Below are 22,951 nucleotides of genomic sequence, written 5' to 3' on the forward strand. Positions count from 1 at the left end.
GGGTAATTGAGATTCAACACCATGCGAAATAAAAAAGCTCCAGATTTCTCTGAAGCTTTATAAGAATGATAAAGGAGATATCTTAAAAATTAGTATTTACCTTTTTAGAACGATCTGCAATGTAAGAGATAAGCCAGGTTACTTGCCCTTCTTTTACAAAGTATATTTTCTTTGTTTCTAAATTAGGAACACCTTCCAAACAGGCAGTTAATATGTTATTTGCAGAAATTAAATATTCCTGGTTATAGGTACTCAAAACTCTGGCTGCTTCTTTATTAGTTTTAGCAAGGTTAGTGAATTTAACGAAGTTATTTTTCAGGATTGCATCGTAATTAAGAATGTCTTCCATGTTTAAAGAAATATAATGCTCTTTTACATTTTCATTATAATATAGAGTTGCAAAAGCCCAGACAGCTCCGCCTGATAAATATATTTTGTCTTTTTTTAATAAAAGGGGATTTTTGTCCAGCATTTCCTGTACCTTCTTACGCAGCACTGAGTTAAAATCAAAAGACTTTTCCTGATATGCCGACATATCATTAACCTGGGTTTGATTAACAACCGTCTTTTTCACCGCATCGGTAAGTGTCATTGTACCAAAATCAAGCTCTAAAGGTATAAACTCTAATTTATTATCTTCAAGTTCGTCAATGTATCCGCCTTTAGTAGTTTGTGCGCCAATATCAAGTAAAAAGGCATTAGAATAATCAACAGGAGGTATTGCGCCTTTAACCAGTGTTTTAGCCTCTTCGTTAACATTAAGAATATCAAGATCTTTGTTGGTTAGTGTAGCAATTTTATTTTTTAAAAGATGGACGTTACGGGCAGATGAAAAAACGGGAGCAGCTACGATAAAAATATTTGTTTCAGGCATTTTATATTCGGCTCTTATTTTTACCAGTTGATCGGCTGCAATAGTACTGGCTTTGTTAATATCGTCTTCAGTGAGTTCGCCGGTATTAGCAATATGTTCGGCAAAATTAATTCTCTCAGTCCAGAAAGAAAGAATTTTATAATCGGCTTTCTTGATATTGCTTACATCCAGAATGGAAACTTTTATAGCTCTTCGGCCAATTTCAATTCCGGCATAAAGATTTTTTTGGGAAAATGAATTGATGGAAAAAAATAAACTTAAAAGAGTAAAAATAAGAATTTGGGGCTTGTTTTTTTTAAGCATTGGGATTACGATTAAAATATAATTTTAAATAAATAATTAAGATAATTATTGCTTTTCAATGTATTAACATAAAGAAAAGCAATAAAAAAGCAGATTGTTTACAAAGTACTTTTTTATATAAAGAAAAAAGCTCCAGATTTCTCTGGAGCTTTGCTTAGTAGCGGGAACAGGACTCGAACCTGTGACCTTCGGGTTATGAGCCCGACGAGCTGCCTACTGCTCTATCCCGCGATGTTTCGGGTGCAAAGATACGCACTAAATACTGTTATGCAAAGAAATTATTGAAATATTTTTTGTTAACCATTATTTAGTGTAAGTATTTGATATGTAGTGCATTGTTGGTTTGTGTCTTTAGAATCACACTTTATATTCGAGTAATTCTAAATAGGGATTGGTTTTTAAACCTAGTAATTCGCCAAAAGCAGGTTCGGTTTTGTAACCATTTTGTTTGAGTTTTATGATTTCTAAACGAAATTTTTCGCCTTTAGATTCCAATATTTCATGTTCAACAATCATATGTTTGTATGCGTTTTGATTTTTGGATGGAATATTTTGTCCAAAAATTTCAATTTCAAAATCATCTATTTTAAAATTGGCGATTACAGATTCGCGCTGATCAATAATGGTTTCCCGAATTTTAAATTCAGTTTTATTTTCGAAAGATGAAGAAATTTTAAAAGCAAATTCAGCTTTGTTTCTCCAATAACAAATAATATCCAGATCGCTGTTTTCAATATCAATATTAATGGGAATTGTGCCAGCTAAAATTGGATCAAATTCAGAAAGAACTTCCATAACCTTATTTTGTTTTAAGGTTTCGTAAACCCGAATTTGTTTTGGATTTCCGGTTTTTAAATATTCAATATTGCCGAAATCGATCATTTATTTGGCGTATTTTTTTTCTTCCTTGATTTCCTGTTCGAGTCTTTTATTGATGTTGATTTTAGCATTTGTAAAAACAAAAATAGTAGTTCCGTATTCTCTTGCATATTTATTTGTGATTTCGCCAGCAATAAAAGCAGTCTCAAAAAACGGACTTGTCTCTTTAAGTTCGTTACTGTTTTCTTCAAATTCTTTAACCCGAATTAGGTTTTTATAATAAAGTTCTAGGTTAAACCAGTTCACATAATCGGCATTAAAAGAAACCGCTTTAATTCCTTTTTTTGTATAATAATTTATAGCTCCGGCCTGACCGTAATTGTCACAAAGTACCAAAGTGTTTTCTGTTTTTGGAAATAGGGCATAAACCGAATCCGTTTTACGGGCAAGTTCTTTCCAGCCCAGCATATCGGCAAAATCCTGCGATAAATTGTGTTTTTTTCCATCTTCCCAGCGATGCATTTCCAGTTTTTCGGCTACTATTTTTTCGGGACTTTTATTTGGAAAAGCCAGATAATACATCGGAATAAAAAATAGTAAAGGAAGCGCAATAAATACAGGTTTTAAAAAACGTTTCCAGCCATTTTGTAAAACATCTGTAAGAAAAACTGAACCAAAAGCAATATAAATAGGGTACAAGCCAATTGCGTAATAGGCTTTGGCCTTAAAGTATAAAAAGACAATTAATGTAAAAACTATCGACGCAAAAAAGAACTTATATTTTTCGAATGGTTTATAAAAAAGTAAGGCATAAAAAGAAGAAAGAATGACAAAGAATGCTCCTATGAAAAATAGAATCTGCTCTTTGACAAAATCGGCACGATCTACGTTTACCAATTGTGTTTCTGCCAGCTCTTTCATATGATATATAATTGGGAAATGATTATTGTACTGCCATAATAAATTTGGCAGAATTAATAATAATCCTAAAATCAAGGCGAAGTATAATTTTTTCTCTGCAAATATTTTTCTTTGTTTAGAAAGTATAATTGCGGGTAAAAGACCAATTAAAAGAAATAAGATATTGTATTTATTTAAAAAACCGAAAGCAAAAACAACAGCTCCTATATAAAGCCACTTTGATTTTTCTGCAGCAATATATTGAATCAAAATATAATAAAATAATGTCCAGCACAAAACATCAAATGAATTTGGCTGATACAACATGTTGATTCTTAATAAAGCGGAAAATAAAATGCAAAGCGTACCTAAAACTAAAGCGTATAAATTACCGTTTAAAAATTCAATAGTTTTCCAGACAATTAAAAGGGTCAAAGCACCAAAAAGTGCAGGGAAGAATTTAACCCAGAAAACAGAATTTCCGAGTAATAAAATAATATAAGAAAACCACGAAGTTACCGGCGGAACAGATAAATAACCCCAAGCCAAATGATTTGCCTGATCGAGATGTAAATATTCATCGCGCTGCAAATCATATTCGGGACTTATTAAAACATATTGCAGGACAAACTTTAAAATAATAAACCCAATTAAAATAAGTGTTTTTTTATTCATAGAGTTTTTTGGTTTGGTTGTAAATGGTTTTGTATAACGAATATAGGGTTTATTTTGATTTGAAAATGCTTCTAAGTTTTACTGCCAAAAAATAAAAAAGCCCCAGATTTCTCTGAAGCTAATTTATTAAAATTTCAATATTGAGAATTAAAGTTCTTTTTTGGAATTTGGAATTTTTTGGAGTTTAAGAAAATTTATTCCTCGATGGTTTCAAATTCCATATGATCTATTATTTCTTCCTCTGCTTTTGCAGGTTTTGAAGCTTTAAGAGCGTTGAATCTTTCGAGCATTTCGGTTTCTTCTTCTTCACCACTGAAATATGGGAAAACATCCATAATTGGCGACTCCGAAATGGCTGGAATAGAATATTCTCCCATTGTATTTTTCATAACATGAATCGTATTGTCAAAAGCTTCTCTCACATCATTTGCCTGAACCAGCATATACATATTTGATTTTCTTTCTTTTCCGCTTTCTTCATCATAAGCAATCAAAGAAACTTTCGATTTAAACCAGCGGTCAGCATTTTCAAAAGGATGAATCTCGGCATAGTTTGCTACTTTAATATTGGTGATTTTAAATTCTTCACTAATATAAGCTGCCATTTCTTCATTAATTCTTTTTTCGGCTTCTGTATAAGATACCGCATCTACCAAATAAGGTTCTGTTAAAACTTTTTGGCCTCCAGTTTCATCGGTTTTTCTATACTTTACTTTGCATTCGTACCAAATTGCACTCATTTTTTCTATTTTTTAAGGATGTCAAAGATAGATTTTACAGGAAAATAAATTAGGATTTCGGGAAATAGATATTCACAATTTGTACCTGCTTCTTGTAAAGTATTGATTGATTTGAAACTAGAATTATAAATGATAAACAGCCGTTTACTTTTTTTCGACGATTTTATTATTCAGCTCTTCCACCTTTTTAACTTTTGTAATTTTACTCTAAACGGTAAGCCAGGCCAGCAGTCTGCTTCTTTTTTCTCTGCTTACAATAATATCTTTGTCAAATGAAAAGAGCAGATTAACTTTAAGTTTTCTTGGAAAATAATCTGTCACATCAATAATAGCGTTACGGTTTACTAAAAATTGTCTGTTCATTCTAAAGAATTTCTCTGCAGTCTTATGTTCCAGTTCTTCAAGACTTTCGCTCATAGAATAAACTTTTCCATTATGGCACTGCATATAGGTAATTTCATTTTCAAGATAAAACAAAGCTATTTTATCATGGGAAAACGGCAGCAGTCTGTCTCTGTATTTTACCATGATTGTAGTACTGCTGTTTTTATTCTTAGCCTTTAATGCTTCCATTGCAGCCTCATATTTTTGAGCAATACTTCCGGCCATGATTTTCTGCATATTTTGAAATTTTAGCAGCGCTTTTCCCAAAGATTCCAGACTAAAAGGTTTCAGGATATATTCGATTCCGTTAACCCGAAATGCTTCCAGGGCATATTCATCAAAGGCCGTGCAAAAAATAACAGGAACATCTATGGTGATATCCTTTGCAATATCAAAGCTTAATCCGTCACCAAGCTGAATATCACTGAAGATAAGATCCGGCTGTGGATTTGCACTAAAATAATTTACAGCTTCTTTTACAGAACTTAAAATACTTACAATCTCAATATTTGGATCTATTTGTTTAAGATTGCTGACAAGTTCTTCTGCAACTAGTATTTCATCCTCAATAATTACGATTTTCATGACTCATGATTTTAATGCTGACAGAAAAAGAAATTCCATCATTTTTAACTATAATTTCTTCACCAGACCATAGCAGATAACGTTCGGCTAAATTGCTTAATCCGCTTTTAGTAGATGTTTCTCCTGCATTTCTCAAGTTAATAACATTAAATACAGTTATATAACAATCTCGCTGTTCAATTAAGATTTTCAATGGCATTTCTTTGGTAAATATATTATGCTTAATGGCATTTTCCAGCAATGGCTGAAGCGAAAAAGCAGGTATATAACCTTTTAACATTTCAGGATTTTCTATCTGCAGATTCCATTCTAATGCATCATTGAAACGAATTTTCTGCATATTCAAGTAGTTTTTACAAATTTCCAATTCTTGTTCTAGTGTAGCCGCATGACTATTATTTAATGATACTGCCGAACGCAGAAAATCAGCTAACTGCAGCAGATACACTTCTCCCAAATCGGGGTCTTTTTTATATAAAGCTTTTAATGTATTTAAGGAATTAAATAAAAAATGTGGATGAATCTGTTGTTTTAATAAGAGATTCTCAGCCTGGGTACTGCGAAGCTGCAAGCGCGAATAATCAAGTTCTGTCTGGATTTTATTTTCTTTGAATATTACAAAATCATGAAGAAACAGTATAATTGTAGTCAATACTGTAGAAATAGCTATAAAAGCGGCTAAGAGTTTATAATTGTCTAAACGCGTGGGGATGTTAGCCAGAGAAGCAAAAATAGGCCACAAGGTAAGATAGATTGTAATGCCCGAAATGTAACTTAAGGTATATCTGCAGCAATTAAATTTGAAAAGATTATCAGGAAACTTTTTAGCACTATACTTTAATATCCAGACTAATAAATTACTTGTGATAAGCATGTAGCAGGCAGTTTTAATAGCAAGAATAAAGAGGGCTGAAAGGATTTCCTCAAAAAGAAAAAGCAATAAAAAAGTAAACGGAAAAGCCAATCCTACAAGAAACATATTAAGTCTTCGGATTTCTTTTGTATTTTGAGGAGTTACTGATCTTTTTATATTTTTTATCATAGAAATATGTAGTGCTAAACTACCGAATTATTTTCTTGATTATAAAGATTCTATTTCTTTTAGGAAATATACAAATTTAATGATCTATTACTGTGATAAAGCAGGGAAGACCATATAATTTTATATTTAAAAAGCAGCTGCTGAATACTCTGAAGTATCAGAAGCTGCTGATTGTAAATAAAAGCAAGTGCGTAACTTTTATATCTGTTAAAAGATATAAAACAAGCTTACTTGTGTAGTATTATTTTGAAAATCACTATTTATGCCCGCTGTTTTTATTTTAGTAACATCGGTAAAAGAATGGTAATATCGGGCTCCAATTCCAAGTCCGTTTTGAAATTGATAACCAATACCGGCAGCAGCTCCGCCGTCAATTTTTTCAGCAAATTTCGTGTCAGAACTAATTCCCAGACTTGTAAAATCTTCGTCGACCAAGATTCCAATCTGCGGTCCTGCTTCAAAGTACAATCCGAAGTCTGTTTTGTATTTTAAAAGAATCGGAACAGTTACATACGAAAGCTTTATATCTTCACCATCCATAGTACCGCCTTTAATTTTTGCCCCTTGAGTTGAGTATAGAAACTCTTCCTGAACAGCAAAGTGATCATTGAATTTATACCCGACCAAAGCACCGGCATGAAACCCGGTCAAGCCTTCAGTATCAAAATCGGCATTTGTAAAATCACTGTAATTTGCCCCTGCTTTTACGCCAAAATAAAGATGTTCCTGCAGGTTTTTAAAGAAACTTTGACTAAAGCCGCTTGCAGAGACAAGAAAAAGAGAACCAATGAATAATTTTTTTAAGATTTTCATAATTTAAATTTTATTATATATATACTATTGTTTTTTATACAGGCCAAAAGTATTACGGCTGTAATTAGTTCATGGAATATATTTGGGGGAGACGGACAAAATTGCGGTTGAAACGGTTTTTAGGAGATACTTGCGCAGCGTGAATTGATTTTACAGGAAAAATAAATCAGAAATTCGGGAAATAGATATTTACAATTTGTATTTGCTTTTTGTAAAGGAATGATTGATTTTAGATTAGAATTGTAAATAAAAATTAGTCTCAAGATTTAATTTAAGACTAATTTTACTATACAAAAGCTAATCAAAAATTTAATAATATATTTGATTTTCAAATATTAAAAAATATTAAACAAAAAAGAAGTTTTTCCTTGTAAGAAAATAAAAATTTTATACTTAAAAAACAGTAATATTGTGTTAAAAAAACATACAATTTAGACCTACAATAATTTACCTAAAGTTATATGACCATTATAAAAACAAACAGATTGAAGAAGCCTATTCGTAATAATTTTATAAAGCAAAAAAGCAACGTTTTTACGTTGTTTTTTTTGTTTTTCGTTTTAAATACAACTTTGTATTCGCAAAATATTTCAACTTATTCACCAAAGCTAAGCATTCCCTCTTCTCCTGAAGCGGCATTATTGGGTCGATTTGGAGATATCCCTGTGGGATATTATACAGGTACACCCGAAATAACAGTTCCACTATATTCTGTAAAAGAAGATGGTATCGAGATCCCTATAACTTTAAGCTACCACAGTTCTGGAATTAAAGTAGCAGATGAAGCAACTTGGGTTGGATTAGGATGGGATTTAAGTCCTGAAGGGACTATATCAATAGAGGTACGTGGAGAAGTAGATATTCAAAGAAACCAACAATACACTTGTGTAACTGATACAGATACAAATACATTTAAAAACAGATTTATTTATACAGGTGATTATTATTCATTGGATGAAATCGGAAGGTCTATGGCTGCGGCTTCATCACCTTGTCTTGAAGATCAAAGTCACGATTATTGGGATCCTTACTGTGCTATGAACGATTTAATAGGAGGCAAAAGACAACCAGATGTTTTTTCGTACAATTTTAATGGGCATTCAGGAAGATTTTACATCAATCCTGATACTAATCAAATTGTAATATTAGATAATAAAGGAGAGGATGTTACATTTCAAGTAACTTCTTCGAGCATTACTGCCAGAACAATTGATGGTAATGTTTTTTATTTTAATGTTTTGGAAGATTCACATGTTAACAACATGTTTGATATATCCGGATATACATTTAAATTAAGTCAAATAGTATTATCTAATGGCAAAATAATAAATTATTATTATACCAACGAACAAACAATTAATTATTTCTATACTGAATCGATAGATTTTCAGGGGCCATCATCACTTATGGGGCAAACTTCTGTTTTAGAAAAGCATTTCTCATTTATTAATTGTAATAAAAAAACATTAACTAAAATAGAAAGCCCTACTGCTACTATTAATTTCAATTTAGAAGATAGGGATGACATTAATTCAACAAGCACTGCAAAAATTAAAAGGTTAAAATCAATTGATATTTTATCAACTGTTAGTGGTACTAAAATTAAATCTTATGATTTTGGATATAGTTATTTTGGCAACAATACCACAGGGTATAATACAAATTCAACTTACGGCGAACTTAATAAAAGACTGAAACTTGACTTTGTAAAAGAGATTGGTTACAATACTAATGGTTCAACAGATACTAGTAAACCAGAGTACAAATTCAATTATAAAACGGATGTCATTTTACCTCAAAAAAATTCATTTGCAGTAGATTTTTGGGGATACTACAATGGTCAAAACAACACTAGTTATATCCCTAATCTGGATTATTTTCATTATGATCTGGATGAGACTTTCAGCACTCTTCAAAAACCGTATTTCAAGTTTAGCAATAATACAGCAAACAGGTATACTAATAATGTATATACTGGAGCATATATGCTGAACAAAATTACTTACCCAACTGGTGGTTTTTCTCAATTTGAATATGAACCGAATTCTTTTTCAAATCAGTTTATACCGGAAGTTTATAAAAACGATGCGGCCTACAAAAACAACTATCTTTTAGATAATAATGATCTTGTAAATACAGTCACAAAAACTTTTAAATTATCAAGAGAAGTAACTATTAGTTTTACAAACATAATAAATGCATACAATGTAAACAGAGCGGCTTGGACTTATTCAGAAATGGCAGGATGTTATATTGAATTTACAAAAACTAAAACTGTTAGTGGAACACCGACTACAACGTTAATAAAAAGATGGGATTTGACAACTGTTTTAAATGTTGATTTTACCAATAACAATGGAAAACAATGGGATGAAACAATGTTAGTCTCTTATGATTCAGATCCAACTGTATACTATTCTGTAAAAGTGTTTATGCCTGATGCTTTAGACTATTCGGGTAATACCTATCATTCTTCATCTGTTAATTCCAGGTTTTTTTATTATGATGATACAGGTGTCGATACATCTATCAGTAATCAAGGTGGAATGAGAATTAAATCGATTAAAAATTATTCGGCTTTTGGTGTTTTAACCTCTAATAAACAATTTAAATATTACGGAGGAAAACTGCTCAACAAGTTTGAACCATTAACAATGCTAAGATATAGCAATAAAACTGGAGGTGGAGTTACAGGAGGAAATTCTTATGAGTATATCGGTTTTCATAAAAAGATAGGTTTGTCTTCTGACGACTTTGGTATTGGTGGAGGAAATCCTATTGGTTATGACAAAGTCGAAGAGATAGAAATTCAAAATACAGAGGCAAACAATATTGGAAAAAAAGCTTTTTATTACAACAATACTCCCAACAAAACTAAAAATGGTTTACCAAGTATTCCGAATCTATTAAACGGATTAATTAGCAAAGAGGAAACTTACAATAGCATAGGTACCCTGTTAACAGATAAAGCTTATACCTATGAGGCTATAAAACCGGTGGTAAACTTTTTTGGAATAAAACCTGTTTTAAAATCTTTTGGAAGTTATGGAATACCTTGCGGAGATGATTATTTTGCCGGAGGTACTATTTCTGCATATTTTAGCGACAGCCCTTTAAATGGAGTACATTATCAATATGATGTATATCCGCTTACTGCGATTTGGTATATGCCGAGTAGTACTATATCTAAGCAGTATTTTAATGGTAATACAGTTTCTACTACAGAAAGTTTGACCTATAATAGTCAGGGAAAAACAAGAAAAACGGTAAGTACAAATAGCAATAATGATGAATTATCAACGACATACTATTATGCCAATGATAATCCAGAGCTTTTATCAATTGAAAACACAATGATTACTGCCCAAATGACAGGCATTCCATTGGTAACAGAAAATCGTAAAAATACAGAGCTATTGTCAAGACAAAGCACACAGTATGCTAAAGATGCTACAACTTCTAATTTTATTCTTCCTAAATATGTTTTTGCAGGAAAAGGAACCAATGGTTCTAGCTACACCAGTTCTGAGAAAAAGGTCACTATAGATAAATATGATGCAAAAGGAAATATACAGCAGTATACTCTGGAAAATGGTACTAGTGTAACTATTCTTTGGGGATATGGAAAAACTCTGCCTATTGCAAAAATTGAAAATGCATCTTATTCTCAAATAGCTGCCGCATTAGGAATAACAACTACCGTATTAGACGGCTATAATGAAACTTATTTAACTGCGATCAATAATCTTAGGAATAACAGTAGTTTAGTAAATAGCCCTATAAGTACATATACACATATACCGTTAGTTGGCGTAAGTACTATTATAGATCCAAAAGGAGATAAGATCACATACACATATGATTCATTTGCCAGATTGCAAAATGTAAAAGACAAAGACAATAACATATTATCTGAAAATAAATACCAGTATCAAAATTAATTTGAAAATGATGAAAAAATACAATTACTACTTAGTGTTCGTTTTATTGATGTTTTTTGGTCAAATTCAAGCTGGAATTTATCCCAATTACTCACAAAATATTACGGTTCCTAATCTAAATAATAATGGACAAAGCGGTACTGGAGGCGGTACAATTTCTATAAACAATGATGTATTAACCATTAGTATTTCTGCAACCTGGACTAATTTAAGTTATTTAAAAATTGGTACTGTTGCAACTCTTACGATTTCCCCAGCTTTACCTAATATGGAACTTGGGCAGCTGTCATCTGCACCAGGAAGTCCGTTAGCAAATTTTGCTGCAAAAATTGAAAATAATACATTAATTTTTTATTTGACAAATTCACCTACTAGCTGGAATGGCTGTTACCTTAATTTTGTTATGAATTTAGCCTGTGCAAATTCACAGACATGGTACTACGATGAAGATCTTGACGGATTAGGTGATCCCCTAAGTTTTGTTGTTGGACAATGTACAAAACCTAATGGAAACTATGTTCTGGATAATACAGATAACTGCCCAACAATTCCTGGTACAAATGCAAATTGTAATAGCTTAATATCTGTTTTACAAAATCGGAATTCAATTAAAAATATTACCTATAAAACTGCGACAGCAGCAAGCATATCAGCGCCGACTATCCTTCAGGCTAATCAAAATATCACTTATTTTGATGGACTGGGCAGACCGGTGCAGAAAAATGCCTATCAGTCCTCAGCATCAGGAAAAGACATTATAACTCCTATAGAATATGATGACTTTGGACGACAAACCAGGGAATATCTTCCGTTTGCCTCAACGCAGAATAATCTGAGTTATATAGAACCCTCAACCCTGATTCCTAATTTGATTTCGCAATACCAGACCAATTATGGCGCTGTGAACAATAATCCATTTAGTGAAAAACAGCTGGAAGCTTCACCACTAGGGCGTGTATTGCAGCAGGCTGCACCAGGAAATGATTGGGCTTTGGCGAATAATCACACCATCAAAATGGATTATCAGACAAATGTTGATAGCGATGTAAAATTGTATTTAGCATATGCAACATGGAATACAGGTTTAGGATTATATGATATATCATTGAATTATGGAACAGGAAATGGTTTTTATCCTGCAAATCAGCTTTATAAAACTATTACTTATGATGAAAATACTACTGCATCTCCAATAGAAACTAACGGATCTACAGTAGAATTTAAGAATAAAGAAAATCAACTCATACTTAAAAGAACATATGATGCAGGAGTAAAGCATGATACTTATTACGTATATGATTCTTACGGTAACTTAACTTATGTGATTCCCCCAAAAGCTGTTGATTTAATTACATCTACAGCTGCACAAAACGATATAACTTCAACTGCCGTTGTAAATTCAGGCAGTTCATTGCAGCTAACAGCTACGAACTCTATTAGATTATTACCGGGTTTTAATGCTGTTGCAGGAAGTACATTTAGTACTACAATTGTAAGTAATCAGGGAGTTTTAGATAATTTGTGTTATCAATATAAATATGATTATAGAAACCGTTTGGTAGAAAAGAAATTACCTGGTAAACAATGGGAATTTATTGTTTATGATAAATTAGACAGACCAATTGCAACCGGTCCCAGCTTATCTCCATTTACAGATATTACTTCTTCAGGATGGACTGTAACAAAATACGATGCTTTAAACCGCCCGGTAATTACTGCATGGCTGCCTGCTACGGTTACAAGTGTAGATAGAAAAACGCTGCAGGATACTCAAAATGGATATACAGCCAACTTTAGCGAGACAAAAATTGCAACTGCAACGAATACAACTATTAATGGAGTATCTTTTAGATATACAAGTACCGCATGGCCAACTGCAGGTTATCATGTGCTTACTGTTAGTTACTTTGATGATTATAATTACCCAAATGCACCAACAATTCCAGCCACAGTTGAAACACAAAATGTATTTTATACCACAACAGTAAAACCTATTGGATTAGCTACAGGAAGCTGGACAAGAATTTTGGAAAACAGTACCACTTACAGAAATGAACAGGCTTATACATTATATGATGCTAAAGCAAGGCCTATTCGTACTTACACACAAAATTTCTTAGGTGGTTATACCCATACTGATAGTAAGCTTGACATATTTTCCGGGCAGTTGCAATACAGTATTACAAGGCACAAAAGGTTAAGTACAGACGCGGAACTTGTTACTAAAGATGCTTTTACTTATTCTGATCAGGATCGTTTACTGACGCAGACGCATCAAATAAACAGTGGAACAATAGAGCTTATTGCCAGTAATACTTATGACGAGTTAGGGCAGCTGATCTCTAAAAAAGTTGGAAATATTACAGCGGCTCCAACGCAGAATATAAATTACACGTATAATATTCGCGGGTGGATGACAAATATTAATGATATTACTTCATTAACAAAAGGTACTGACCCAAAAGATCAATTTGCATTTAAAATAAATTATAATACGATATCAAGCGGTATTAGTGGAGTAAAAGCATTGTACAACGGAAACATATCTGAAACCTATTGGACAAGTGCTTCAGAAGCCACACCAGTTATTCGTTCTTATGGTTATAAATACGACAATTTAAATCGATTAAAAGATGCAGTTTTTCAAAAAGCTGCCGCTACAAATAATGCCTACAACGAAAGCCTGGTCTACGATAAAAATGGAAACATTCTGTCTTTAACCCGTAACGGTAATAATGAAACTACAGCTGTTCAAATTGACAATTTGGTGTACAGTTATGGAGCAGCTAATCAAACCAACCAGCTTACGAAAGTTGTTGATAATGCTCCTGCAGCTTCAAAAATAAATGGTTTTGCAGACAGTGCCGCCAATACTGTGGATGATTATAGTTATGACGTTAATGGAAACATGACAAAAGATAACAACAAAAACATAATATCAATAACATATAACAATCTTAATCTTCCAGCTCAGATAGCTTTTGTTGCGATAGAAAATATTGTTTATCTTTATAATGCGGCTGGACAGAAGGTACAAAAGATAGTAACCACTACTTCACCGGCAAATGTTACAACAACTGATTATTTGGGCGGTTATCAATATGATAATGCTGTATTGAAATTTTTTCCAACAACTGAGGGTTATGTAGAACCCGTATCAGGCTCTTATAAATATATATTCCAATACAAAGATCATTTGGGTAATGTTCGTTTGAGTTATGATAAAACACTTGCCATAAAGGAAGAAAGTAATTTTTATCCTTTTGGCTTAAAACAGGAAGGTTATAATACTGTTAAAATAGGTATAGAGAATAAATATAAGTACAATGGAAAAGAGCTTCAAGACGAGCTGGGGCTTAACTTCTATGACTATGGAGCACGTAATTATGATCCTGCACTTTGTAGATGGATGAATATTGACCCGTTAGCTGAACAAATGCGAAGATTTAATCCGTACACTTATGCCTTAAATAATCCTGTGTATTTTATTGATCCAGATGGGATGGCTGCAATTGGTAATGATGATATAATTACAAAAGTGTCTAACAAAAGAGGTGATAATCATTATGTTCAAAGAAATGTGCAAATGACAATGACACTAACAGTTGTTAATTCAAAAGGAGTTGACTTATCAAAAACAATGTTTAATAAATCGTCAGGATCAGTTGGACTTAATTCTATGTCTGGAATTGCACAAAAAGATTATAGAGGTAATGATGTTTCTACGTCAGATAACGTATCTGTTTCTGTTAATTATAAAGTTGTGAGTTCTTTAAAAGATGTGGGAAAAAACGACCACGTTATGATGCTCGTTGATAATATCCCTAAAGGGAATCAAAAAGTTGATCCTATAGGACTAGCTGAAACTGGAGGGAGAGTTAGTGCTGTTGAAGTTGGTACTATCGGAAACAAAACATTTGATACTACTGCAAACCACGAGATTGGACACCTTTTAGGATTAGAACATAAAAATGGTGGTCTAATGAATCCAACAATAGAAGGCTCAACATCTACAAGTACAAGGGAAAAAGGAACTGTGGTTGATGGTCAAGTTGGTCCTTTTGAAGGTAATGGTACCTATAAACAATCTGAAAGGAGCAGTAATTATAGTGCTGGTATAATAAGTCAAGTAAATAGTTTTTTGAATCGAAATAAAATAAAATAACTATGAATGTTTTAAAAAAAATACGAATCTATCTTTTAGCAACACTTTTCATTTGTTGTACTAAAGAGAGCAACAATAAAGCTGATTCTTCACACTATTCAATAATTTTACCACAGGATTGGAAGAAAATTAATGTGCAAGGAATTGATTCTGATGTTCAAATTGTCATAACTAAAAATGGAGATTCTATTTATTTTGATTTTGGAAAATTTTCTGAAAAATTTGATGAGACAAACAAAGTATTCAGTATTGCACAAATAAAAAAATATAAAGCTATGGGAATGGACACTGATAATCTTTTTTTCTCTAATGCTCCCGAAATAGACCAAGCACAAGGAACTTTTTTAAAAGAATATTATTATTATGTCACAATTGATAAAGTTAGAGGAAAAATTAAAGTTCCAAAAATAATTGGTAAAGGAGAAGTTGGGATTTATTTTGATAGTGTTGATAATAAAAATAATAGGCTCTCAATTATAGGCAAAAACCTAAATGAGAATGACCAAAAAGAAATATTAAAATCATTTAATACTATAAAATTTAAACGTTAATCCCCTCTGCTGGCGCGAGCATCTTGCTCGTGAACGTACCGAAATGCAAGTATAAGTACAATGGTAAGGAGCTCCAAGACGAGAATATTGGAGGTAATCTGTTGAATCTGTATGACTATGGAGCAAGAAATTATGATCCTGCGCTTGGCCGCTGGATGAATATTGATCCATTAGCAGAGACTTCAAGACGTTTTTCTCCATATATATACGCTCTTAATAACCCTGTGTGTTTTATTGATCCTGATGGTATGGAAGCAGTTGGCGCTGACGGATTAACAAATGAACAGTGGTTAGAAACTTCTAGACCAGGGGCAGATCCAGGATTAGCCAAACAATATAAAAATGAAAATAGAGCAGCTGAAATTGAAAGGTCAACAGTCTCGGCAGGGGAAGTAGAAGAAGGTGGTTTTTGGAATACATTAGATAAAGATGGTTTTATTGCAATAGCGAAAGAATTAGGAGTTACAACTGAAAAAGGAATTTCAGGGCTATTTGAAGCAGCAATGTTAGAATGGATGACAACTAATGGAGCTGATTATTCTTTTGAAGCAAATGATCAAAAGATAGCGAATGGTTCTTCTCCTGATGGTATTGCTTCCCCTGTTAAGGTGGATGGTAGGAACATAACTGTGTCAATGAGATCATCGCTATATGATGCCAAACTAATTAGAGATGGGGGAGAAGTAGAATATAAAGATCAAGCAAAAAATTTTATTAATTATCTTGCTGCAAGTGGACAAGAAATAAAAACCTTAACTTATGTAACATCACATGGGGTAAATATCAATAGGAATTTACTTAATCACGCTCGAAGAAATAATATTCAAGTAAGGTTGATATATTCTCAATATAGATTTAATAATAATAACTTTGAAATTAGTTTTTATCATACTGATGGACAAAGCAGAATATTTGATATTACTCACACTGTTCCAGTTATATTAAATGTAAATAAACTAATGCGCAGATGGAGCCGTCATTTAAATAATTAGTTATGAAATCTTTTATCTATTTTTTCTTAATGACAAGTTCAATATTATGCTATGCACAAAAAATAAATCTAATGAAAAAAAGCATTCCATACGAAGAGTTTAAAGAAATCCTAAATAAAAATGATGCCCATATTTTAGGATTTATAACAGATGTAAATCGAAAATTGAAAAAAAGTCATATCTATTATGCATTTGATAATTTAGATGTTTTTATTGAAACATCTAATTCCAACGTAGATCTAACACTTTACGGCGATAATCATGTAACAAATGAAAGTGAAATATATCTTTTTAATTCTGAAGAATCTTTTTTGAAATCACTTAATGAGAAAGACTTAAAGGAAATTAATACCCCTTATTTTAAGTATCGTAAGATTTTTAAGAATCCAACTTTATTTAGAGAAGTTTTTATAAAGGAACTATTTTTAAATCTAAAATTAGAAATACCAGAAAAAATCTCAGAAACGAATCTAGATGAGTTTAATAAAGCATTATATAATTTTGGATATGACAAAGCTAAAAACTTTTTATATATACATCTTATTATATTTTGTGGAGAATTTTTAAATGAAATTGAGAATAATAAAGGTAGATGGGCGACATACACCAGTTCGCATTACCCATTATTGAACATTCCTGAATTTATAATGGCTGATAATCTTTCTACCAAAATTTCTATAAATCATTTTTTGGGTAAAGATTTAATCGACGCGTTTGATAAAAACCAAGGAAATAATAATTATATCTATAAAATTGAAGATTTGTTTGAATTTAATTCTAATTGGCAAAAATTTAGATCTCATGTAATCATCAAAAAAGATGATGCTAATAAACTAAATTAAAAAAAGAATACTACCCGCTCTCCAAAGAGTTCAACTGAAAAGCTGCGCAAATGTCTCTAATTCTACGCAGCAATCTTAAAAACAAGAAAGAGGCTGTCTCAAAAGTCGAGACAACCTCTTTTTTATTCGGATACCTATCGGAGAAATTTTCCATTTACGCGATTCTCAACAGCTTGATTTTACTTTTGAGACAGCCTCTTTCTTGTTTTTAAATATTTTTTAAAGATTATTTCAATTTCAGTAATTTTTCTAAATACTCAACTTTATCTTTTTCAGATTGAACTAAACGTTCGTAAAGCCTTTTGTTTTCTTCGTAAGATTCAATCAATTTATCCAATGGATTGAAAGTCGGTTGATATTGAAAAAGAGCTGCATTATCATGATTATTAACTGTATTTCCAATGATATTAAATACAGCTTCATCACTATAATTTTTTATTGCTTCCGCAGAAACGCCTAAAACTTCTGCAATAGCGTCTAATTTTTCTTCTTCAATAGTTTCACTTCCTTCAATATTTGATACAGTTTGCTGAGTAACACCAATTGCAAAAGCAAGTGCTTCCTGTTTCATACCTCTAAGCTCTCTAATTCGGCTTATGTTTCTTCCAATATGTTTTGGTTTTGCTGTTGTAGTCATAGCTCAAAGATATTTAAAAATTATTAGATTTTTTTGATCATTGTAAAAAACAAAAATACTTTGTAGTATACAATTACCATTTGTTGATTACTATAAAATCTATTGATTACTTGCGAGAAATAAAAATACGATTTTTCTTATATTAAAAAATAAAAAAAGCATCAAATATTATGGAAAAAAATGAAATGGAAAATGAAGAGAAATTTAAAAAATTAATGCGTTACTTTTTAAAACCCTAAAATCGGCGAATAAAGAAAATGAACATTATGTTGCTGAGGTTAAGTTTTCAAGTTATTATGAGCTTGGATGCGTTATTAGTGAAATGCTAAAACTATGTATTTTGGGCGTGGATCACGACGTGCATAAAACTTCGGAAACTGATATAAAAACAAGTATTAATTTGTCTTTAATTTTAGAAGTTGTGCACCAGCTTTTTCCTCTGGATACATTTGAATTTTTGGATGAAATCGATGAAATGTTCCTTAAAAAAGTTCAAAATATAAAAGAATAATAAAATGGTTTTTACCATTAAAAAAAGCCTTTCCTGATTTCGAATAATTTTTTTAGAGAGTATCAAATTTTGTATATTTATATGTGTATTTATTTGATTGTTAAATATTTGTAATTATTTTAAAGATATGGAAAACAATAATAAAACCTTGCCAAATGAAACGGATGAAATATTTTTAACAGATGGCGGACTCGAAACAACATTAGTTTTTTTGGAAGGATTTGATCTTCCGTATTTCGCCGCTTTTGATTTATTAAAAAATAAGGAAGGATATAATGCCCTTAAAAATTATTACACCCGATATTTAAAAATTGCAAAAAAGTATCAAACCAATTTTATTTTAGAAACTCCCACCTGGCGTACAAATCCAGATTGGATTGAAAAGATTGGTCATCATAGAAATGAATTAGCTGCGCTGAATGAAAAAGCCGTTACGCTTTTAGCAGATTTAAAAACAGAGTTTGAAAATGATATAAATTCTATTTTGATAAGCGGCTGTATAGGTCCTCGCGGCGACGGTTATGTGCCTGAGAATTGTATGAGAATTGAAGAAGCACGGCAATATCACACAGCACAAATAGAAGCTTTTAGCCACACTTCTATAGATTTTGTTTCTGCTATTACGATGAATTATATTGAAGAAGTAATTGGCATTGTTAAAGCAGCAGAATCTTTTAATCTGCCTGTGGTTATTTCTTTTACGGTAGAAACAAATGGTAAACTGCCAACAGGAATGAGTTTAAAAGATGCTATTGAAAAAGTAGATCAAAGTGTAAATGTTCCTCCGATATATTATATGATTAATTGCGCACACCCAACACATTTTCTAAACGAACTAAACGCAAGTAAAAATGAAAATTGGGTAAAACGTATCAAAGCAATTCGTGCAAATGCTTCCTGTAAAAGCCACGCCGAATTAGACGAAGCCATAGAACTGGACAGAGGAGTGCCTAAAGAATTAGGAAAAGAATATAAAGTATTAAAAGATTCTTTCCCGCATTTGAATGTTTTTGGCGGATGCTGCGGAACTGATGAAGAGCATATTATTGAAATTGCTGATCAGTTGAAAGCTGTTTAAAGTGTTTTTCTTCGAATTGATAGTTTGTAGAAAAAATGAATATATTTGAAAATAAAAGTTAACAACGTTTTTTAAAGAAAATAAATGCAGACGATAAAGCAGCGAAGATTATTTACAAAAAGAGAATATAATATTCTAGATAATAAATTAAATTATAAAACATCTTACATAGGAGGTGAAAGTGAAGGAATGGTTTCTTTTGAAAATTTATCAAAAGAAAAAACAACTTACAAAACATCAAATAATATCATCTTAGTGCTTTCACTGCTTATTTTTGGAATGGCTGGAATGTCTTTTTATTTCCGTAATGATAAAGATTCTGATCCAGATATGTGGATTGGATTTGCATTCACAGCAATTGTGTTATTTACCGTTTATTTTTTTATGAATGAAAATTCATGGAGAATAAGAACTCATAATAATGGATATCTCATTCTATTTAAAAAACATCCAAATGAAAGTTCTGTTAATGAATTCATATCAACATTGTTTTTTGAGAGAGATAATTATTTACGAGAAAGATATCTAAGTCTGGATCCTAATTTAAGCTACGAAACTCAAATAAATGATTTGAGATGGCTGCGAAATGTTGAAGCAATTTCTAAAGATGAATTTGATAAATATTATTCAGATTTAAAATTACTGTATATGCCAAAAAGAGGAACGATTGGTTTTGATAGATAAACAGTATTATGGCTGCGGTTCTCACTTAAACGCCGCTATGAAAAATAGCAGGAAATTTATCCTGGTTAGCAAAAACCAACTTCACTAATTCATAATTAGTGTCTGAATCCAGAAGCGTATTTTCAATTTCTTTTACTTCAAATGCCGAGACTGTTTTTCCAATCTTTTTTCCATGTTTACGGAAAGAAGTACGGGTAAAACCATGAAGAATTCCATTTTCGATTATTGAAAATTGAAATTCATCATTCATTTCTCTTTTTTCGAGATCATAATTTCTCAATTCATAACGCTGTATACTGAAAACCGAATCAAAATATTCTCCGGGAACAATATGATCCATATATTGTTTGATAAAACTATCTATGGTGTAATTTGTTACTAAAGGATTAAAACTTTGAAATTCGATAAAATGTTCACCCGAAATTTTCTCAAGGGTATGAGCCGTTATTAGATCTGATTTGATGTCTTCGCCAATTAATGATTCCGGTCGGTCAATTATTCTTAATCTGCCGTTCCATTTACAATACTCTTTAACTTCATCTGAATCGGTGTTAATTACGATACTTTCAAATTGAGTAAATTTCAGCAATTTTTCAATCATATACTGATACATAGGTTTGCCATTAAATGGAAGAAAATTTCTATTAGGTAAAACATGCGAAGGATACTCTTTTTGTATTGGTAAAAGGGCAGTAAGATAGAAATAGCTCATAGTATCTTTATAAGAGAATTAAAAATGACGATTATTTTGTAAAGCTAATATATAAAGATAGGATAAACTGGGTTTAGGTAAAAATACTTGATTTGAAGCAAGCTGCCTAAAGAATAAAAATAGTAACAATTGGCAGTATATTTATCTGCTTATATTATTCATAATATTGTTTACTTAGTATTCAAGGCTTGAAAGTCTACAATTTGTGCCTTTAGGCACTAAATATTGGTAGAAAACATAAATTGAAATAAATTTAGCGTGCCGCAGGTACACAATAGTTATCATTTTGTTGCGTACCTATGGTACGCCAGTGAATTTTGAACCTATATTGACAGCCAATATTTTGTACCTAACGGCACATTTCAGCTCTTGATTCATATTACTTAATAATTAAAAATTTACATCATTTTTCCCTCTTTTGCATATTCTTTTTTAATTCCCTGAAGGAGGTGATTAAGGTTGATACTTTTATTTTTATCTTCTAAAGTTTTCAGGCAGGCATATTGAATGATATTTACAATATTAGCGCCCGTAATATCATATTTTTTTGATATTTCATTAAGATTTACATCTTCAGCAATCTTAATTCCTTTAGGCAGGTTATTTTGCCATAGTTTTAAACGTTCGCTGGATGAAGGCACTTCAAACTCAATTATAGATTGAAATCTTCGGGTGAAAGCTGTATCAATATTTGTTTTAAAATTAGAGGCCAGAATAACCAATCCGGGATGATTTTCGATGCGCTGCAGCAAATACGAAACTTCCTGATTGGCGTATTTATCGTGTGCATCCCTAACATTTGTTCTTTTTCCGAAAACGGCATCGGCTTCATCAAAAAATAAAATCCAGTCTTTATCAGTCGCTTTATCAAAAAGTGAAGACAGATTTTTTTCGGTTTCGCCAATGTATTTCGAAATCACCATAGATAGATCAATTCTATAAACATCTCTTTGGGTATATTTTCCTAAAAGTGAGGCCGTAAGTGTTTTTCCCGTTCCCGGCGCGCCGTAAAACATAACCCTGAAACCAGGTTTTATTTTGGCTTTCATATTCCATTCATGAAGTAAAATATCGTTGAATTTGAGCCAGGTTTCTATTTCCTTAATCTGATTTAAAGTAACAGAATTGAGAACCAAATCGTCCCAGTCTAATTGAGTTTCAATTAATTGCGCAGGGAAAATACTGCTAAGCTGTGGTTTTAGGATTTTTCCGGTAATGAATTTTTCGATGTATTCGTCTTCTAAAATCAGTAAACCGCTCAGTTTAGGCTCACCATTAGGAACTGATTCTATTTTAATGATTCTTTTATGGTAAAGAAGTGACTGATTGTGCAGATAATCATAAAATGAAATTCGGCTATCCAGATCATTTCCTGCAATTAAAAACTGAGCCGTTTCGCCTGTTGGTAAAATTCCACGATGGTTCTTCGTTTTCATTCCTCCAAATTCAGGCAATTCACCTCCATTCGGTAAATACTCGGCAATAACCGAACTTAAAAAATCAGGTTTAAGGTGCGGTGCAAGAGCCAATCCCAATAAAAGAATATCGATTTCCGTTAAATTATTTTCGATGATGAATTCGTTGATAAAACCATTTGAATCGATTTGGTTCAAAACAGGTTTTTCCATTGGGTTTTCGACTTGAAAAAGATTGTCAAGCTGAAATACGAATTGGTTTTTTAGGTAAGTGAATACATTTTCCAT

17 protein-coding genes and 1 tRNA gene are annotated in these 22,951 nt (G+C 31.9%); 7 read left to right on the top strand and 11 right to left on the bottom strand.

The window, feature by feature from the left end:
* Positions 1-82 precede the first annotated feature (82 nt).
* The 8 genes from AABD74_RS09210 to AABD74_RS09245 form a co-directional block, all read right to left on the bottom strand.
* Positions 83-1,177, bottom strand: coding sequence for an exopolyphosphatase (locus tag AABD74_RS09210; protein ID WP_406845320.1), 1,095 nt, complete (start codon positions 1,175-1,177; stop codon positions 83-85).
* Positions 1,178-1,335: 158 nt separating this feature from the next.
* Positions 1,336-1,408: transfer RNA gene (locus AABD74_RS09215), tRNA-Met, on the bottom strand.
* A 126-nt stretch (positions 1,409-1,534) separates the two neighbouring features.
* Positions 1,535-2,059, bottom strand: a complete 525-nt coding sequence (locus AABD74_RS09220; RefSeq protein WP_406845321.1) for a DUF4269 domain-containing protein — start codon at positions 2,057-2,059, stop codon at positions 1,535-1,537.
* Complete coding sequence (locus AABD74_RS09225; protein WP_406845322.1) at positions 2,060-3,571, bottom strand: ArnT family glycosyltransferase; 1,512 nt, start codon at positions 3,569-3,571, stop codon at positions 2,060-2,062.
* Between the two features lie 194 nt (positions 3,572-3,765).
* Positions 3,766-4,311: a DUF4494 domain-containing protein gene (locus tag AABD74_RS09230; RefSeq protein WP_406845323.1), complete on the bottom strand. Its 546-nt coding sequence runs from the start codon at positions 4,309-4,311 to the stop codon at positions 3,766-3,768.
* Between the two features lie 207 nt (positions 4,312-4,518).
* The gene (locus AABD74_RS09235; RefSeq protein WP_406845324.1) at positions 4,519-5,280 is read right to left on the bottom strand and encodes a LytR/AlgR family response regulator transcription factor; all 762 of its coding nucleotides are present in this window, start codon (positions 5,278-5,280) and stop codon (positions 4,519-4,521) included.
* Positions 5,261-6,322, bottom strand: coding sequence for a sensor histidine kinase (locus tag AABD74_RS09240; RefSeq protein ID WP_406845325.1), 1,062 nt, complete (start codon positions 6,320-6,322; stop codon positions 5,261-5,263). Before AABD74_RS09240 ends, AABD74_RS09235 begins: the two co-directional genes overlap by 20 nt.
* 207 nt (positions 6,323-6,529) lie before the next feature.
* A complete protein-coding gene (locus AABD74_RS09245) occupies positions 6,530-7,135 on the bottom strand; it encodes a porin family protein (protein WP_232682364.1) in 606 nt (201 codons plus the stop codon).
* A gap of 461 nt (positions 7,136-7,596) precedes the next feature.
* On the opposite strand from AABD74_RS09245, the gene AABD74_RS09250 reads away from it, so the two are divergent.
* The 5 genes from AABD74_RS09250 to AABD74_RS09270 all read left to right on the top strand — a co-directional run bounded on the left by AABD74_RS09250 (position 7,597) and on the right by AABD74_RS09270 (position 17,626).
* Positions 7,597-11,076, top strand: a complete 3,480-nt coding sequence (locus tag AABD74_RS09250; RefSeq protein ID WP_406845326.1) for a hypothetical protein — start codon at positions 7,597-7,599, stop codon at positions 11,074-11,076.
* 7 nt (positions 11,077-11,083) lie between these two features.
* The gene (locus AABD74_RS09255) at positions 11,084-15,241 is read left to right on the top strand and encodes a DUF6443 domain-containing protein (protein ID WP_406845327.1); all 4,158 of its coding nucleotides are present in this window, start codon (positions 11,084-11,086) and stop codon (positions 15,239-15,241) included.
* Positions 15,242-15,243: 2 nt separating this feature from the next.
* Complete coding sequence (locus AABD74_RS09260; protein WP_406845328.1) at positions 15,244-15,792, top strand: hypothetical protein; 549 nt, start codon at positions 15,244-15,246, stop codon at positions 15,790-15,792.
* Between the two features lie 29 nt (positions 15,793-15,821).
* Positions 15,822-16,784, top strand: coding sequence for an RHS repeat-associated core domain-containing protein (locus tag AABD74_RS09265; RefSeq protein ID WP_406845329.1), 963 nt, complete (start codon positions 15,822-15,824; stop codon positions 16,782-16,784).
* A gap of 71 nt (positions 16,785-16,855) precedes the next feature.
* Complete coding sequence (locus AABD74_RS09270; RefSeq protein WP_406845330.1) at positions 16,856-17,626, top strand: hypothetical protein; 771 nt, start codon at positions 16,856-16,858, stop codon at positions 17,624-17,626.
* Between the two features lie 226 nt (positions 17,627-17,852).
* On the opposite strand, the gene AABD74_RS09275 is transcribed toward AABD74_RS09270, so the two are convergent.
* A complete protein-coding gene (locus tag AABD74_RS09275; RefSeq protein ID WP_406845331.1) occupies positions 17,853-18,263 on the bottom strand; it encodes a helix-turn-helix domain-containing protein in 411 nt (136 codons plus the stop codon).
* A gap of 638 nt (positions 18,264-18,901) precedes the next feature.
* Here AABD74_RS09275 and AABD74_RS09280 point away from each other — a divergent pair.
* Entirely contained in the window at positions 18,902-19,852 is a 951-nt protein-coding gene (locus tag AABD74_RS09280; RefSeq protein WP_406845332.1) for a homocysteine S-methyltransferase family protein, read from the top strand.
* 84 nt (positions 19,853-19,936) lie between these two features.
* On the top strand, positions 19,937-20,536 hold the full coding sequence (locus AABD74_RS09285) for a hypothetical protein (protein ID WP_406845333.1): 600 nt from the start codon (positions 19,937-19,939) through the stop codon (positions 20,534-20,536).
* A gap of 25 nt (positions 20,537-20,561) precedes the next feature.
* On the opposite strand, the gene AABD74_RS09290 is transcribed toward AABD74_RS09285, so the two are convergent.
* Both AABD74_RS09290 and AABD74_RS09295 read right to left on the bottom strand, forming a co-directional pair.
* On the bottom strand, positions 20,562-21,248 hold the full coding sequence (locus AABD74_RS09290) for a cytidylyltransferase domain-containing protein (protein WP_406845334.1): 687 nt from the start codon (positions 21,246-21,248) through the stop codon (positions 20,562-20,564).
* A gap of 398 nt (positions 21,249-21,646) precedes the next feature.
* Complete coding sequence (locus AABD74_RS09295) at positions 21,647-22,951, bottom strand: ATP-binding protein (protein ID WP_406845335.1); 1,305 nt, start codon at positions 22,949-22,951, stop codon at positions 21,647-21,649.

Source organism: Flavobacterium soyae (assembly GCF_045348165.1).
Lineage (GTDB): Bacteria > Bacteroidota > Bacteroidia > Flavobacteriales > Flavobacteriaceae > Flavobacterium > Flavobacterium soyae.

Excerpts from the sequence above, each read along its gene's own strand:
- AABD74_RS09210 (WP_406845320.1), bottom strand. The coding sequence starts at position 1,177 with ATGCTTAAAAAAAACAAGCCCCAAATTCTTATTTTTACTCTTTTAAGT.
- AABD74_RS09220 (WP_406845321.1), bottom strand. The coding sequence starts at position 2,059 with ATGATCGATTTCGGCAATATTGAATATTTAAAAACCGGAAATCCAAAA.
- AABD74_RS09225 (WP_406845322.1), bottom strand. The coding sequence starts at position 3,571 with ATGAATAAAAAAACACTTATTTTAATTGGGTTTATTATTTTAAAGTTT.
- AABD74_RS09230 (WP_406845323.1), bottom strand. The coding sequence starts at position 4,311 with ATGAGTGCAATTTGGTACGAATGCAAAGTAAAGTATAGAAAAACCGAT.
- AABD74_RS09235 (WP_406845324.1), bottom strand. The coding sequence starts at position 5,280 with ATGAAAATCGTAATTATTGAGGATGAAATACTAGTTGCAGAAGAACTT.
- AABD74_RS09240 (WP_406845325.1), bottom strand. The coding sequence starts at position 6,322 with ATGATAAAAAATATAAAAAGATCAGTAACTCCTCAAAATACAAAAGAA.
- AABD74_RS09245 (WP_232682364.1), bottom strand. The coding sequence starts at position 7,135 with ATGAAAATCTTAAAAAAATTATTCATTGGTTCTCTTTTTCTTGTCTCT.
- AABD74_RS09250 (WP_406845326.1), top strand. The coding sequence starts at position 7,597 with ATGACCATTATAAAAACAAACAGATTGAAGAAGCCTATTCGTAATAAT.
- AABD74_RS09255 (WP_406845327.1), top strand. The coding sequence starts at position 11,084 with ATGATGAAAAAATACAATTACTACTTAGTGTTCGTTTTATTGATGTTT.
- AABD74_RS09260 (WP_406845328.1), top strand. The coding sequence starts at position 15,244 with ATGAATGTTTTAAAAAAAATACGAATCTATCTTTTAGCAACACTTTTC.
- AABD74_RS09270 (WP_406845330.1), top strand. The coding sequence starts at position 16,856 with ATGAAAAAAAGCATTCCATACGAAGAGTTTAAAGAAATCCTAAATAAA.
- AABD74_RS09275 (WP_406845331.1), bottom strand. The coding sequence starts at position 18,263 with ATGACTACAACAGCAAAACCAAAACATATTGGAAGAAACATAAGCCGA.
- AABD74_RS09280 (WP_406845332.1), top strand. The coding sequence starts at position 18,902 with ATGGAAAACAATAATAAAACCTTGCCAAATGAAACGGATGAAATATTT.
- AABD74_RS09285 (WP_406845333.1), top strand. The coding sequence starts at position 19,937 with ATGCAGACGATAAAGCAGCGAAGATTATTTACAAAAAGAGAATATAAT.
- AABD74_RS09290 (WP_406845334.1), bottom strand. The coding sequence starts at position 21,248 with ATGAGCTATTTCTATCTTACTGCCCTTTTACCAATACAAAAAGAGTAT.
- AABD74_RS09295 (WP_406845335.1), bottom strand. The coding sequence starts at position 22,951 with ATGGAAAATGTATTCACTTACCTAAAAAACCAATTCGTATTTCAGCTT.